The sequence below is a fragment of the Clostridium sp. AM28-20LB genome (assembly GCF_003480665.1).
Taxonomy (GTDB): domain Bacteria; phylum Bacillota; class Clostridia; order Lachnospirales; family Lachnospiraceae; genus Otoolea; species Otoolea fessa.
This window is the reverse complement of the sequence record NZ_QUJN01000002.1, coordinates 117,608-132,591: the sequence shown is the minus strand read 5'-3', so window position 1 is coordinate 132,591 and position 14,984 is coordinate 117,608. Positions and strand designations below refer to the sequence as shown.

At 50.1% G+C, this 14,984-nt stretch carries 16 protein-coding genes; 5 read left to right on the top strand and 11 right to left on the bottom strand.

The window, feature by feature from the left end:
* Positions 1-221: 221 nt before the first annotated feature.
* From hisIE to DW739_RS05340, 9 genes are all read right to left on the bottom strand, one after another.
* Complete coding sequence (gene hisIE / locus DW739_RS05380) at positions 222-908, bottom strand: bifunctional phosphoribosyl-AMP cyclohydrolase/phosphoribosyl-ATP diphosphatase HisIE (protein WP_118742756.1); 687 nt, start codon at positions 906-908, stop codon at positions 222-224.
* A gap of 336 nt (positions 909-1,244) precedes the next feature.
* Entirely contained in the window at positions 1,245-2,003 is a 759-nt protein-coding gene (hisF, locus tag DW739_RS05375) for an imidazole glycerol phosphate synthase subunit HisF (protein ID WP_118742755.1), read from the bottom strand.
* A gap of 93 nt (positions 2,004-2,096) precedes the next feature.
* Positions 2,097-2,807 carry a 1-(5-phosphoribosyl)-5-[(5-phosphoribosylamino)methylideneamino]imidazole-4-carboxamide isomerase gene (gene hisA, locus DW739_RS05370; protein ID WP_022360500.1) on the bottom strand — a complete coding sequence of 237 codons (711 nt, stop codon included), beginning with the start codon at positions 2,805-2,807 and terminating at the stop codon, positions 2,097-2,099.
* A 78-nt stretch (positions 2,808-2,885) separates the two neighbouring features.
* Positions 2,886-3,503 (bottom strand): imidazole glycerol phosphate synthase subunit HisH, encoded by a 618-nt coding sequence (hisH, locus tag DW739_RS05365; RefSeq protein ID WP_022360499.1) that lies wholly within the window; start codon positions 3,501-3,503, stop codon positions 2,886-2,888.
* Positions 3,504-3,612: 109 nt separating this feature from the next.
* Complete coding sequence (gene hisB, locus DW739_RS05360) at positions 3,613-4,209, bottom strand: imidazoleglycerol-phosphate dehydratase HisB (protein WP_118742859.1); 597 nt, start codon at positions 4,207-4,209, stop codon at positions 3,613-3,615.
* A 109-nt stretch (positions 4,210-4,318) separates the two neighbouring features.
* Positions 4,319-5,434: a histidinol-phosphate transaminase gene (hisC, locus tag DW739_RS05355; protein ID WP_118742754.1), complete on the bottom strand. Its 1,116-nt coding sequence runs from the start codon at positions 5,432-5,434 to the stop codon at positions 4,319-4,321.
* A 6-nt stretch (positions 5,435-5,440) separates the two neighbouring features.
* Positions 5,441-6,154 (bottom strand): ATP phosphoribosyltransferase, encoded by a 714-nt coding sequence (gene hisG / locus DW739_RS05350; RefSeq protein WP_022360496.1) that lies wholly within the window; start codon positions 6,152-6,154, stop codon positions 5,441-5,443.
* Entirely contained in the window at positions 6,148-7,320 is a 1,173-nt protein-coding gene (locus DW739_RS05345) for an ATP phosphoribosyltransferase regulatory subunit (RefSeq protein ID WP_118672483.1), read from the bottom strand. The genes hisG and DW739_RS05345 overlap by 7 nt, the downstream gene beginning before the upstream one ends.
* A gap of 261 nt (positions 7,321-7,581) precedes the next feature.
* Positions 7,582-8,349, bottom strand: coding sequence for an NAD(P)-binding domain-containing protein (locus tag DW739_RS05340; RefSeq protein WP_118628377.1), 768 nt, complete (start codon positions 8,347-8,349; stop codon positions 7,582-7,584).
* A gap of 403 nt (positions 8,350-8,752) precedes the next feature.
* On the opposite strand from DW739_RS05340, the gene DW739_RS05335 reads away from it, so the two are divergent.
* From DW739_RS05335 to DW739_RS05315, 5 genes are read left to right on the top strand one after another with little or no spacing between them, the layout of a single operon-like run.
* Positions 8,753-10,093: a potassium transporter TrkG gene (locus tag DW739_RS05335; protein WP_118742753.1), complete on the top strand. Its 1,341-nt coding sequence runs from the start codon at positions 8,753-8,755 to the stop codon at positions 10,091-10,093.
* A 13-nt stretch (positions 10,094-10,106) separates the two neighbouring features.
* A complete protein-coding gene (locus DW739_RS05330) occupies positions 10,107-10,754 on the top strand; it encodes a TrkA family potassium uptake protein (RefSeq protein ID WP_117796572.1) in 648 nt (215 codons plus the stop codon).
* A gap of 17 nt (positions 10,755-10,771) precedes the next feature.
* Positions 10,772-11,056 (top strand): hypothetical protein, encoded by a 285-nt coding sequence (locus DW739_RS05325; protein ID WP_147355659.1) that lies wholly within the window; start codon positions 10,772-10,774, stop codon positions 11,054-11,056.
* A 49-nt stretch (positions 11,057-11,105) separates the two neighbouring features.
* The gene (locus DW739_RS05320; protein ID WP_243023735.1) at positions 11,106-13,088 is read left to right on the top strand and encodes a DUF4118 domain-containing protein; all 1,983 of its coding nucleotides are present in this window, start codon (positions 11,106-11,108) and stop codon (positions 13,086-13,088) included.
* A complete protein-coding gene (locus DW739_RS05315; protein ID WP_022360489.1) occupies positions 13,081-13,782 on the top strand; it encodes a response regulator transcription factor in 702 nt (233 codons plus the stop codon). Before DW739_RS05320 ends, DW739_RS05315 begins: the two co-directional genes overlap by 8 nt.
* 176 nt (positions 13,783-13,958) lie before the next feature.
* On the opposite strand, the gene DW739_RS05310 is transcribed toward DW739_RS05315, so the two are convergent.
* Together DW739_RS05310 and DW739_RS05305 are read right to left on the bottom strand one after the other, a co-directional pair.
* The gene (locus tag DW739_RS05310) at positions 13,959-14,447 is read right to left on the bottom strand and encodes a MogA/MoaB family molybdenum cofactor biosynthesis protein (protein ID WP_117796574.1); all 489 of its coding nucleotides are present in this window, start codon (positions 14,445-14,447) and stop codon (positions 13,959-13,961) included.
* A gap of 29 nt (positions 14,448-14,476) precedes the next feature.
* Positions 14,477-14,914 (bottom strand): MOSC domain-containing protein, encoded by a 438-nt coding sequence (locus tag DW739_RS05305; protein ID WP_022360487.1) that lies wholly within the window; start codon positions 14,912-14,914, stop codon positions 14,477-14,479.
* Positions 14,915-14,984 lie beyond the last annotated feature (70 nt).

Below are 14,984 nucleotides of genomic sequence, written 5' to 3'. Positions count from 1 at the left end.
TTCTTATATTTTGCGAAACAGCATCTGTTGTCATTTGCTGTTTCACAAATTTCATTTTTTCCTTCTGCACTCCTATTTTTAACCTGATTCTCCAGGCATTCCATACACTTAATATATATAATTTTCGTATAAAAATAGGCTATTGCAAACACCTGCATCCGCAATAGCCCATTCTTACCTTCTACTATATTCGTCACTCTCCAAAAACTTAAAAGAGCTTTCTACCGCATATACTCCTGCTTCACCTTATGATCCACCACATGCCGCTTCGCCAGCTCTTTCGTCACATCCTCTACACTGATGCCCGCGTCTGCCATCAGAACCATGGCATGGTAACACAGATCTGCCAGCTCGTAGATCGTTTCGTCCTTGTCTTTCTTCGCTGCCGCGATGATAACCTCGGTACACTCCTCGCCGACTTTCTTCAGAATCTTGTCCAGACCTTTATCAAACAGGTAAGTCGTATAGCTTCCTTCCTTCGGATTCGTCTTACGTCCCATAATGAGGTCGTAAAGTCCCTCATAGGAAAACGGCGTGATCTCCTCGTTCTGGTAAACCGGATCAAAGAAGCAACTCTCCGCGCCCGTATGGCATGCCGGACCTTCCTTGACTACCTCGACAATCAAGGTGTCCTTATCGCAGTCCGCATAAATACTGGAAATATGCTGCACATTCCCGCTCGTCTCACCCTTTCTCCAGAGTTCCTGACGGCTGCGGCTGTAAAAACAGGTTTTCTTCTCACGAAGGCTGATCTCCAGACTCTCCTTATTCATCCAGGCCATCATCAGAACCTTTTTGCTATAATGATCCTGCACAATCGCCGGAATCAGACCTTTCTCATTAAACTTTAACTCATCAATCTTAAACGACGGCTCTACGCCTGCAATCTCGTTGATATTCTCACTCATATTTTTATCCTGCCTTATCACATAAAATTTTAATTACATCGTAACTGTTCAGTACCTTCACAGTCACGCGCAAAATTCCATTAAAAATTGCCTGCTGGCTCATGTTTTCGTACGATCAGCGCAGCGCCGACGCTCTCCTTCGTGCTCCACAGGAGAACAGGCATCCAAAAACTGTAGAAAACATCGCATACGCCGGTGCTTAGTGAGGTCTTTTCGAACTTAGCACCGCTGCGTAGGCGCAAGAGCGAAAGCGTTTTTCGGAAGTTTCTGGATGCCTGTTTTCCGTCCCTCTCACGAAAAAGCGCCGCCCTCAAACTTTTGGGAAATCTATGCGATTTAGATCAACCGCATCTCCACCCCATTCTCCGCCAAATACTGCTTGAGTTCCTTAATATTTACTTCCTTCCGGTGGAAAATACTCGCCGCCAGTCCCGCGTCGATCTGCGGATACTGGAAGAGGTCTAAAAAGTCTTCTTTCTTTCCCGCGCCTCCCGATGCAATAATCGGCACATCGACACGCTTCGCGATCTCCAAAAGCATCGGAATGTCAAATCCCTGCTTCACACCGTCCGTATCAATACTGTTGACCACCAGCTCGCCTGCGCCGCGTCTGACGCCGGATTTTGCCCATTCCAGCGCATCAATGCCTGTATCGACACGCCCGCCCTGCTTAAATACGTGGTATTCGTCTCCAACACGTTTAACATCCATCGAAAGCACCACACACTGATCGCCGTAGCGGTGTGCCGCCTCGGTAATAAGCTCCGGATTTTTGATCGCGCCGCTGTTGACGCTGACCTTGTCCGCGCCGCATTTTAAAACGCGGTCGAAATCATCCAGCGTACTGATGCCGCCGCCGACCGTCAGCGGGATGAAAACCCGTTTTGCCGCCTCAGTCAGGATGTCGGTAAAGATTTTTCTTCCTTCTACACTTGCCGTAATATCATAAAATACCAGCTCGTCCGCGCCACTCTGGTTGTAAAATTCTGCCATCTCGACCGGATCCGCCACATCCTGGATTCCCTCGAAGTTGACGCCTTTCACGACACGCCCGTTCTTTACATCCAGACACGGAATAATACGTTTTGAAATCATGCCGTTCCCTCCTGATTTCTTTTTCTGATTATTCATTCGAACGATTCGAATGATTCGAATGATTTTTTTGCCGCTTTTTATACGGCGCTTCTCCTAAACGGAATATTTCAGTGCTTCCTTCAAATCAATCGCACCCAGATACAGCGCTTTTCCTAAAATCGCACCATACACCTCATTTTTCAAGATCTCAATCTCCTTGAGGCTGCTGATTCCACCGGACGCCACGATATCCAGCCCTTCAATCTGCGATAATTCTTTATAAAGCTCCAGGTTCGTTCCCTGCATCTTTCCATCGCGGGAAATATCGGTGTAAATGACCGTTTTCACTCCCGTATCGCGCAGGCGGCGGCAGAAGTCAACGCCTCTTACCTCGCTCGTCTCAAGCCACCCGTGAGTCGCCACAAAACCGTCCTTCGCGTCCACACCGACTGCAATTTTATCGCCGTATTTGCGGACCATTTCTTCGACAAATGGATAATTTGTGACCGCCACCGTGCCGAGAATCACGCGTCCGGCTCCGAGCGACAGGTATTTGTCGATGGATGCCTCGTTGCGGATGCCGCCGCCGACTTCTACAAATAATCCCGTTGTCTTAATCAGCTTCTCTATCGTGTCAAAATTTGCCAGCGCCGCGTCTTTCGCGCCGTCCAGATCGACCACATGCAGGTTTTTCGCGCCCTGCTCCTTGAATCCCAGCGCCACCTCTTCCGGCCGGTCGCTGAATACTGTCATCTGGTTATAATCGCCCTGCACCAGGCGCACCGCCTTGCCGTCCCGTAAATCAATCGCCGGAAATAGCTCCATGTCCGTTTCCTCTCCATAACTGTTTAAATCCAATCTACAAGCCTGAAAAAACAGTTACCTTTCTTGTTTTTCTATTAATTATATCTCCGAAAACGCCTTCAGAATCCGCAGTCCCACTTCCCCGCTCTTCTCCGGATGGAACTGGCAGCCCATGACATTTTCATTTGCCGCGGACGCCGTGACCGGAATGCCGTACTCCGAGGTTGCCAGCAGACTCTCATCACAATCTTTTCCATAGAAGCTGTGGACAAAGTAGACGTAATCGCCCTCTTTGCTGTATTTAAACAGTGGATGCTTCTTTCCTTTTTCCGTCAGATGCAGGCTGTTCCAGCCCATGTGCGGCACTTTTAGGTTTGCCGGAATGTCTTCTTTTAAGTCTGCCATCACGCCCGGAATCAGTCCCAGACCCTGATGCTCGCCGTATTCATAGCTTTTATCAAAGAGAAGCTGCATTCCGAGGCAGATTCCCATGATCGGTTTGCCTGCTTTTGCTTCATCCAGCAGCGGCTCTGCCATTCCGGATCCGCGCAGTTTCGCAATCGCATCGCCATACGCGCCGACGCCCGGTAAAATGATGTGATCCGCTTTTCTTAAATCTTCCGGATCGCGGCTGACTTTATTTTCCAGTCCCAGGTAACTGAGGGAGGAACTGAGGGAAAACAGGTTTCCCACGCCGTAGTCAATAATTGTTATCATTTGCAGCCTCCTATATCAATTCATGTATGTTCCCGCAGTCAACGCAGGAACCCGCTGAATCATTATAAACCCATTAAATAGATTTGTTATACTTACCTTTTATCTTAGATCATAATACCCCTTTTGTCGATGGAATCTCGTCCCGGTATCTCTCGTCAATCGACACCGCCTCGCCGAGCGCGCGTCCCAGTCCCTTGAACATCGCCTCGATGATATGGTGGCTGTTTTCGCCGTGGAACATTTTAAAATGCAGCGTCATCCGGCTGTTGGAGGACAGTGCAATCATAAATTCCTTTACAAGCTCGGTATCAAAATCGCCCACTTTTTCGGTCGGAATCTCCACATCCATGACCAGATAGGAACGTCCGCTTAAATCGAGCGCCGTCATTACCAGTGTTTCATCCATCGGAAGCAGGAAACTGCCATAACGGCGGATGCCCTTTTTATCACCCAGCGCCTCTAAAATTGCCTGTCCCATGGCGATTCCGATGTCCTCTGTCGTATGATGGTAATCGACCTGCGTATCTCCGTCACATTTCAATGTGAGGTCAAACCGTCCATGTCTGGCAAAGAGCTCCAGCATATGGTTTAAAAATCCGCAGCCCGTATCGACCTGATATTTTCCCGTTCCATCTAAATCAATCGACAGGCGGATTTTCGTCTCTGCCGTGTTTCGTTCTAATGAAATCTTGCGTTCTCTTGACATTTCTGCCAGCCTTCCTTTCTTATTCACAGCTGCCCCATCTACAAAAACCATGCTGCCAGCATTTTCATACGGTTCCCACAGTAAATGCGTGAACCTATTGAATTCCAGCCTATCTTACAACTGCACTTCTCGCCGCTTCCACCAGCTTCTTCGTCTCCTCAACAAACGTTTCCATCTCTTCCTCGGATCCGATGGAAATGCGGACGTAATCTTTGATCCGCTCGCTGTCCCAGCGTCTTACCAGGATTCCTGCCTCGCGCAGTCCGTCAAAATAGACTTTTCCCGGCATATCGCCGCTCTTGGCAAAAATGAAGTTGGTCTTCGAATCCAGCACAGTAAATCCAAGTGCCCGGAGCGCCTCGGTCGTTTTTTCACGCGTTTTGCAGATGCGCCCGGTACATTCTTTCGTGTAGTCCCAGTCGCGCATCGCCGCCGCGCCAGCCAGAATCGACAGGCGGTTGACGTTGTACGGGTTAAAACTGTATTTGATCCGGTTCATATCCGCGATAAGTTCCGGGTTTGCAATCGCAAATCCGACGCGCGCGCCGGCTAAGCTGCGGGATTTGGAAAAGGTCTGGATAATCACCAGATTTTCGTATTTCGGAAGCAGTGATACACACGATTCGCCGCCGAAATCCACATACGCCTCATCCACCATCACAACGCGGTCCGGGTTGGACGCCGCTACTTCCTCAATCGCAGAAAGCGGCAGGTTCATGCCTGTCGGGGCATTTGGATTGGCGATGATCACATTATTTCCGCAATTTTTATACGGTTCGATATTTAAGGTAAAATCTTCCTCCAGCGGAACTACCTTGAACGGGATTCCATAGAACCCGCAGAGTGCCGGATAAAAGCCATACGTCAGATCTGCGAACTGCAGCGGCGCGTTCTGGTCGCAGAATGCCCGGAATGCAAAACCTAAAATCTCGTCGGAACCATTGCCCGCGATGACCTGGTTTGTTCCCACGCCGTAGTGGTCGGCGATCGCCTCGATGAGGACGCGCTCTTCCGGATCCGAATAAAGGCGTAAATTTGCAAGTTCCAGCGGCATAATTTTAGAAGATTTTTCCTCATACCCCGCCAGAATCGCTTCCGCAACCTTCGGGCTCGGCGGATACGGGCATTCGTTTGTGTTCAGCTTGATAAATTTCCGTCCCTGCGGCTGCTCACCCGGTGTATACGGAAGAAGTGATTCGCTTGCTTTGCTCAAAAAACGGCTCATATCTGCCTACGCCTCCTTTTTATCTTCTGCTGCGGTTTCTTTCTCCGCTTTCTCTTTCGCTTCTTTTTCTTTCTTTTCCTGTTCCTTTTTCTTCTGGTGTGCTTCCACCGCACCCTTCAGCTTCTCCGCCATCTCGGTGATCTGCTTGTTTTTAAACTCAAAGCTGCTCTTGTTGGCGATGAAACGGGCGCTGATCGGCAGGAACTCTTCCAGCACTTTCAGGTGATTTTCACGGATCGTGCTGCCCGACTCGACAATATCCACGATGACGTCCGAAAGTCCCAGAATCGGCGCCAGCTCAATGCTTCCGTTTAATTTAATAATGTCAATATCGCGTCCCAGCTTCGCGTAATGCTCTTTCGCAATATTCGTAAATTTCGTTGCCACGCGCACCGGTCGGTCTTTGTCCTCGACGTAATCCTCTTTTCCAGCCACGCACATCCGGCATTTTCCAAGTCCCAGATCGAGAAGCTCGTATACATCCGGGTTGCTCTCCATCAGAATGTCTTTTCCGACGATTCCGACGTCTGCCGCATGGTGCTCGACGTAGATTGCCACATCACTCGGCTTTACGAGCAGGTAGCGGACACCCGTCTGTGGGTTCTCAAACACCAGTTTTCTATTTTCGTCGTAAATACTCTTGCAGTCATATCCGACCGACGCCAGAAGCTCATACACCTGATCGCCCAGTCTTCCCTTTGGCAGTGCTATGTTTAACATCTCGCGCCCTCCTTTCCATTCTCCTGAAAGGCATTTTCCCGGTCCTCTTCCAGGGAAAGACGTCCGTCATACCGGTACAGATAGCAGTAACGCAGATCCTCCGGCACAGCTTTCTCCACCCGCACGCGCAGTCCCTGACGGCGCAGGCTTTCAACCGCCTGGCACAGGCGCACTACATCGACATCCGGCTCATAGAGTACCAGCGCATCGACATCGTAGCGGATGCTCTTTTCCGGCAGGCGCTCCAGCTCTTTCAAATAGATGGCAAATCCGATCGCATCGGCTTTCTTTCCTAATTTTGCCATCATACCGTCGTACTGGCCGCCGGAAAGAACCTGGCGTGCCAGACCATCTAAGAATCCCTGGAAAATAATACCGTTATAATATTCAATGTCATTGATCATCGAGAAATCCAGCCGCACCTTGTCAAGCTGTCCGCCCAGTCCCATCGCCTCCAGAACCTCATACAGGCGGGATAACAGGGCAACCGCCTCCTTCATTTTCGGCGTATCCGCGATCGCACCTGCCTCTGCCAGCACCCGCCCAAACTCTCCGTACAGCCCGGAAACCTTCATCAATTTCTCTGTATCGCCCTCCGGCAGTGCCAGATCCGCGCACAATTTTTCCAATCCGCTGCGGTTTTTCGTCCGAATCAGCCCTAAAATGATATCTTTCTGTTCGGCATTGACCGGAAGCTCTTCCATCAGTCCCACCACGAAATCCATGTTAGAAATCTTGAGCACATAGTCCGTCTCAAAATCCGCCAGACTCTTGAGCGCCAGCGCCAGCACCTCCGCGATCACGCAGTCATCCACGCCGCCCATGCACTCCAGTCCCATCTGGCTGATCTCTTTGTAAGTGTGACTTTCCTTGCTCTCACGATACACACTCTCCAGATAATAGACCTTCTCGCACGTATTTTTATCTGCCTTGGTGTTCTTCGCGATGCTCAGCGTCACGTCCGGCTTGAGAGCCATCAAGCGTCCGTCCAGATCCGTAAATGTCGGCACATTTTCCCCCAGCAGGAAACTTTTATTCGCTGCATACAAACTATATTCCTCAAACCGCCCCATCCGGTACTTGCGGTATCCATAGCTCTCATAAAGACCTCTCAGGCGAAGCGTCGCCGCCTCCGCCCTCCGAAGGCTCTGAATCTCTAAATTCATGCTCTATCTCCTCTCAACTGCCGCCGCAACCGCCCCGGCTCAACAAAATCCGCCGGACAATCACCCGCTCGTCTATATCCTGCCGTTATAGCTCCCATCACTTTTGTTTATCTTGCTATCATGGTAGCGTACTAAAGTGTTTTCTATATACTATCATTCCTTCTTAAAAAAAGCAACTACTTTTTTAGAATACTCACACTTTAATTAAAAGAAAAACTCGGGGCGTGAGAAATGTGCGCCCCGAGTTTTTCCACCTCGACTCTATTCTTTTATAACCTTCTCCAAAATCGGCCCCAGAATCTCCGTCCAAGGCGTATACGCATCCTTTTCCTCCAGATGCGTCAGCGCCATCCAGTTCAGTCCTCCCGGTGTCATTTCTCTGGCAAGGTCTTCCAGATCCCCGTCCCACGTCGCTGCCTTGCGGGACAGCGCCCCAGTAAATTCGGTGATGTATGCCCGTGCGGATGGCTCATCCAGCCCGTTTCTCTCACACCACTGGATAATGACGGTCAGAAGCATATAGTAAGCGCTCATCAGGCCCGTCGTGCTCCTAAGGATCGCGATCTGCTTCGGCGTATCGACCGGAACCGGCTTGCCGACGTGACTCATCAGATCGACTACCTCCGGGATATCCGGGTAAATCACCACCGGTCCGAAGCGGTTCGCCGCGAAGGTCAGAGGCACAACATCCGCCAGAATCTCTCTCTGTCCAAACATTTCCTCAATGCGCTTTAAGCTCAGCGTTGCAACCAGATTGATAAACTTCTTCTCCGGTCCGATATGAAGCGGTTTTAAGATATCTTCCGCCGCCTTCGGAAGGAGCGCCGCAAAGACCCAGTCCGACCGGTCCACAACTTCCTGGTTATCCGCCGCGACCGACACGATCTCCGGGTATTTCTCATGCAGCATCTGCGCCCGTTCTTTATTTCTCGGCGATACAACGATCTGCAGATTCTCCATTCCGCTCTCGCAGAATCCAGTCACGACGGACGTCGTAATGATTCCCGTTCCAATAAATCCCAGTTTCATAAACTTCTACCTTCTCTTTCTCCTCTCCGTTTACCCGAAATTTTTCCAGACGATTCCGAGCGAACTTTTCTGATAGTTACTCCCCCGATTTTATTCACATACACAGTATACAACCAAAAACACATATTTTCCAGCATCCTACTCATATCTCGGCGCACTTTTCCGGGTTTTCATCGTAATTCCTCCCTCAACCTTCGCACCCCCCTTTGATCCGGCGCCTTATTTTATCGTTCATATCCTCCTTGCCATTTTTTTGAAATTGTCCACTTCCGCAAATAAAGCGATTGAAATAAGCCATCTCCTCATCTTTATTCAATCTTAATACATCGTTAAATCTCCCTTATCCGCTCTTAAAATCTCCAGCTGTATAATATGACCATCACAGAAATAAGGAGTTGCCTTTATGCCGGAAGAGATTATTCGTCGAAAGCGCCGCCTTTCGTCTTTTCAAATTATCACATTAGGGTTTGCCGGGGTCATTCTACTCGGAGCGCTACTGCTGATGCTGCCGATCTCCACGACTGGAGAGAATATTACTCCATTCAATGAAACGCTGTTTACTGCGACCTCTGCCGTCTGCGTGACAGGGCTTGTAGTACAGGATACAGGCTGCTACTGGTCAACCTTTGGGCAGGCGGTTATTCTGGCACTGATCCAAATTGGTGGTCTTGGTGTCGTAACCGTAGCAGCATCGTTTGCGCTGTTGTCCGGGCGAAAAATTTCTCTGATGCAGCGCAGCACCATGCAGGATGCAATTTCAGCACCAAAGGTCGGCGGAATCGTCCGTCTGACACGCTTCATCCTGCGAGGGACGTTTCTGATTGAGCTGCTGGGAGCGCTTGCCGTGCTGCCGGTATTCTGCCGGGACTATGGATGGCGCGGCATCTGGATGGCGGTATTTCATTCCATATCCGCTTTTTGCAACGCCGGGTTTGACATTCTTGGGACAGAAAGCAACCACTATCCATCTCTTACCGGCTACGCGGACAGCCCGGTAATCAATATCACGATTATGCTGCTGATCGTGATCGGCGGTATTGGATTTCTGACGTGGGATGACATCTTTGAAAACAAGTGGCGGTTTCATCGCTACCGAATGCAGAGCAAGGTGATTCTGGTCACGACAGGTTTTTTAATTTTTCTGCCTGCTATGTTTTTCTTCTTTTCAGACTTTTCCGCGCTTCCCGCCGGAAACCGGCTGCTGGCATCCTTTTTTCAGTCTGTCACGCCGAGGACAGCGGGCTTCAACACGGTAAATCTTTCCACGATGTCCGGTGCATCACAGGGCGTAATAATCCTTTTGATGCTGATCGGCGGTTCTCCAGGTTCTACAGCAGGCGGTATGAAAACAACGACACTGGCGGTTCTGCTTGCCAATGCCACTGCAACCTTCCGCCAGCGCGATAGTGCCCGATTTTTCGGACGCAGAGTCGATTGCAGCGCCGTCAAGACCGCCGCGACCATTCTGACGATGTACTTGATGCTGTTCTTTGGCGGTGCTGTCTTTATCAGCGCATATGAGAATCTTCCGCTGTCTGTCTGCCTGTATGAAACGGCATCAGCGGTCGGGACGGTGGGATTGACACTTGGTATTACACCGCAGCTGCACATTCCATCGCAAATGGTGTTGATCACGCTCATGTATCTGGGCAGAGTCGGCGGTCTTACCCTTATTTATGCGACATTTTCCAGCAAAAAGGTGGGGAATGCAAAGCTGCCGCAGGAAAAAATCACGATTGGATAAGGAGTCTTTTCACATGAAAAACATTCTATTGATTGGCACAGGCCGCTTCGGACGGCATATTGCAATACAGCTTTCTCAGCTGGGGCATCAGGTCATGGCGGTCGATACAAACGAGGAACGAATCAATGATGTGCTGCCATATGTCACCAATGCACAAATTGGCGACAGTACAAACGCGGAGTTTCTTCGCTCTCTTGGCATCGGAAATTTTGATGTCTGCATCGTAACCATCAGCGGTAACTTTCAGAACTCGCTGGAAACCACCTCGCTGCTGAAAGAGCTGGGGGCGAAGTGCGTGGTGTCGCGTGCCGAGCGTGATGTGCAGGCAAAGTTTCTGCTTCGCAACGGTGCCGACCAGGTAGTCTACCCGGAAAAACAGGTGGCAAAATGGGCAGCGATCCGATACACTGCCGACCATATTTTCGACTACATAGAGATCGACGAGCAGCACGCCATTTTTGAAGTAGAAGTTCCGGCCGGGTGGATCGGCAAAAGCGTTGGTGAACTGGATATTCGCAGAAAGTATGGCATTAACATTCTCGGCATCAAACATTCAGGAAAAATCGACGCTTCCATTACGCCGGATACGGTGCTGTCCGGGGAAATAACGATTTTAGCGTTGGGCGAATACAAAGCGCTGCAAAAGTGCTTCCGAATCTGAATGGACGGTGAGGGTATATGGAAGATAGCGTTTTGATCGCTGGGACGGCGCTAATGTTCCTGTTCGGCTGGTTTTTGATGAAACGGCTGGATTGCTTTCTGGACGAAAATCAGAAGCACATCAAAGAATCATCCGAACAACAGCAGGCTGAACCGTGCGTGCATCTGGTCGGAAATATTTCTCCTGACGAACTTGAGGAAACGTTTTCCCGATTTCGCAATAGTCATGCCCATGTAGAAATCGTGATCTATGATTCAGAGCAAATTTCTTTTCCGGACAACGAATCCGATTGGGCGCAGTAGAAACCTCCACATTTTGGTGCTATAATATTGTTTAAGAGGGGGTGAAAATGTGCAGAATAAAGGAAACGAAATGCCAAAAGAGCATATTCTTGTGTGCCTGTCCTCGTCTCCATCCAATGAACGCATTGTACGAATGGCAGGGAAAATGGCACAGGCATTTTGCGCCAGTCTTACCGCACTTTACGTGCAGACCCCCGGAGACGCTGATATGAACGCGGAAGATACCGTCCGTTTGCAGGCGAATATGCGTCTGGGGCAGCAGCTTGGCGCAGAAATTGTCACAACGCATGGTGAAGATGTGGCGACACAGATCGCGGAATATGTGCGGCTCTCTGATGTGACCAAAATTGTGATTGGGCGAAGCGGCGTACAGCGGCGGCATTTCTGGAGCGAATCGACGCTGACAGAACAGCTCATTACGCTTGCACCGGAGGTAGATATTTATATTATTCCGGATGTGGAAGCCTATAAGAACTGCCGCAGAAATCAGCCGCTTACTATCCGCCCGGCGTTTCCGACCGCCCGGGAACTACTTCTGACCATCGGAATTCTGGCAGTTACGACGGTCATCGGATGGATCTTTCTGCGGCTCAGCTTTGCAAATGACAATATCATCATGGTTTACCTGCTGGGTGTGCTTCTGACTTCCACTTTTACCAGCGGATATACCTGCGGTGTGCTGTCCGCTTTTTTGAGTGTCCTCCTGTTCAATTATTTTCTGACGGAGCCCCGGCTGTCTTTGGCAGCCTATGGCAGCAAATACCCGATAACCTTTGCCGTCATGTTCGCGGCTGCACTTTTGACAAGTACACTTGCGGCCAAGCTCAAAGCCCACGCACAGCTATCCGCACGGGACGCTTATCGCACGAAGCTCCTTTTTGATATGAACAGACAGCTCCAAAAAGCGGAAACGCCGGAGGAGGTCTATCGGATGACCGCGACGCAGATACAAAAGCTCATGCAGCGAGACGTTCTGATTTACCCGGCACAGGGCAACGCTCTGCTGGATGGGAACATTTATCCGGCTGACGGAAGTAGTCCATACAGCATCCCAGATACCGACCGGGAACAGAACGTGGTTCAATGGGTCTGGCAAAACCGCAAGCGCGCCGGAGCAACGACGCAAAACTTTCCAAAAGCAAAACGGCTGTATCTTGCCATCCGTACCGGGCAGCAGATTTACGGTGTTGTCGGGATTCCGATGGAAAAGCAAACGCAGCCTGACGCATTTACATCCAGCGTTCTGTTCTCCATCCTCGGCGAGTGCTCTCTGGCGCTGGATAACCTGCGAAATGCCAGAGAAAAGGAAGAAGCTGCCGTTCTTGCAAAGAACGAACAGCTTCGCGCCAATCTTTTGCGTTCGATTTCTCATGATCTCAGGACACCACTGACCTCGATTTCCGGCAACGCAGATACGCTGCTGCACAGCTATGACGTGTTGGATGAGCAGACACGGAAACAGATTTTTACGGACATTTATGACGATGCACAATGGCTGACGGGACTGGTTGAGAACTTGCTTTCCATTACGAAAATTGTAGACGGCAGCGTAAAGCTGCACCTTTCTGATCAGGTCGTGGATGACATCATATCGGAAGCACTCAGGCATATTGACCGAAGAGCGGCAGAACATCACATCGCAGTAGATTGCGGAGACGTACTGTTGCTGGCACGGATGGACGCAGGACTCATCATGCAGGTGCTCATCAATCTGGTGAATAACGCAGTCAAATATACTCCAGTTGGCTCGAACATCCGGATCACGGCAATCCCGCGAGAAAATATGGCTGAAATATGTGTCAGCGATAACGGTCCCGGTATTCCGAATGAACTGAAGGAACGTGTTTTTGAAATGTTCTTTACTGGGGGCAATCCAATTGGCGACAGCCGCCGAAGTCTTGGACTTGGACTTACGCTCTGTCAAACTATTGTCCATGCACATCATGGTGAAATGACGTTGAAAGACAATTCGCCGCATGGCTGCATCTTTTCCTTTACAATACCACTTAGTGAGGTGAACTTAAATGAATAAGCCGCTCATCCTCGTTGTAGAAGATGATACCCCGGTGCGAAATTTAATAACGATGACACTAAAAACTCACGAATATAGGTATCTTTCGGCGCAAAACGGCGCAAGTGCCGTGATGGAAGCGCTGTCTCACAACCCGGACATTGTACTGCTTGATCTGGGGCTGCCGGATATGGACGGCGTAGAAGTCATCCAAAAAATCCGGTCGTGGTCGAATATGCCGATCATTGTGATCAGCGCCAGAACAGAGGATTCCGATAAAATCGGGGCACTGGATGCTGGGGCGGATGATTATCTAACGAAGCCTTTTTCCGTGGACGAACTGTTGGCACGACTGCGGGTGACGCAGCGGAGACTGTCGATGATGAAAACAGACTCCGTGCAGGATTCTCCGATTTTTACGAATGGTGCGCTGAAAATCGACTATGCGGCAGGCTGCGCATATCTTGACGGCACAGAGCTGCACCTGACACCCATCGAATACAAGCTGCTGTGCCTGCTCTCCAAAAATGTTGGTAAGGTTCTGACACACACCTATATCACGCAGCAGATTTGGGGCAGCAGTTGGGAAAACGATATCGCTTCTCTGCGGGTGTTCATGGCAACCCTGCGCAAAAAGCTGGAACGCGGAAAAGACGGGCAGCAATACATACAAACACACATCGGAATCGGCTATCGGATGCTCCGCATCGAGTAAGTAATTCCTGAACTGAACATTCATGACTGAATGGAGTAGATTTCTTGTGGTCATTCCATTCTGCCCCAAATAAGCTGACCATCGTTGAAATAGCGAGGACTTGAAAGTCCTCGCTATTAGCATACATCGTCTTATATATTATATCTGTTTTTCCATCTTCGTTTTTGCTGCTTTCCCTACTTTCTAGCACACTCCCCATCAAGCCCCAAAAGGATTTTTAATCCATGATCCAGCTGCGGCAGAATGTACTCCAGACACTCCCGCACCGCCTTCGGACTGCCCGGCAGGTTGACGATCAGCGTGCGTTTACGGATCCCACTTGCCGCTCGGCTTAACATCGTCCGCTTTGTAAATTGTAAGCTGTATGCCCGCATCGCCTCCGGGATACCCGGAACCATCCGTTCCGCGACCGCCAGCGTCGCCTCCGGCATCACGTCGCGCGGAGAAAATCCCGTTCCGCCCGTTGTTAAGAGCAGATCGGCCTTTCCCTCATCGCAGATCTCCTTCATCGCCTCTTCCAACATCGCCTGGTCGTCCGGCAGCACCTTCTGCCAGACCACCTCATAACCAGCCTCTCTCACCATTTCTGCGATTACCGGACCACTCACGTCCTCCCGTTTTCCCGCGTACCCGGAGTCACTGGATGTAATAATTGCTGCTCTCATTGGTTTCCCACCTCTCTTTGATCTCTTTCCTACGCTTCTTCCAGAATCTCCAGATTATCTCCCTCTTTGATCACGCCGCCGTGCAGCACCTTTGTAAATACGCCCTCGCGCGGCATGATGCAGTCGCCCATCGCCTGGAAGATCGCACACCCATGGTGGCATTCTTTTCCGATCTGTGTCAATTCCAGCACGACATCGTTGCATTTAAATTTTGTCCCGATCGGGAGCGTCTTGAAATCGATTCCTTCCACGACCAGATTTTCGCCGAATGCGCCGTCCTCGACCTTTGCACCGCGCGCGCGGAATTCCTGAATCCGGTCATATGAAAGAAGGCTGACCTGACGGTGCCATTTGCCCGCATGGGCGTCACCCTCGATTCCATAGTCCTCGATAAGACAGACCTGATGGACATTTTTCTTCTGAACACCTTTGATTTCACTGGTACACGTTGCGATTACTTTTCCCATGATTGTTTCCCCTTTTCTTTATCCATAAATTTTCCGATTTCATATTTCATATACGATATTTCACTTGTAA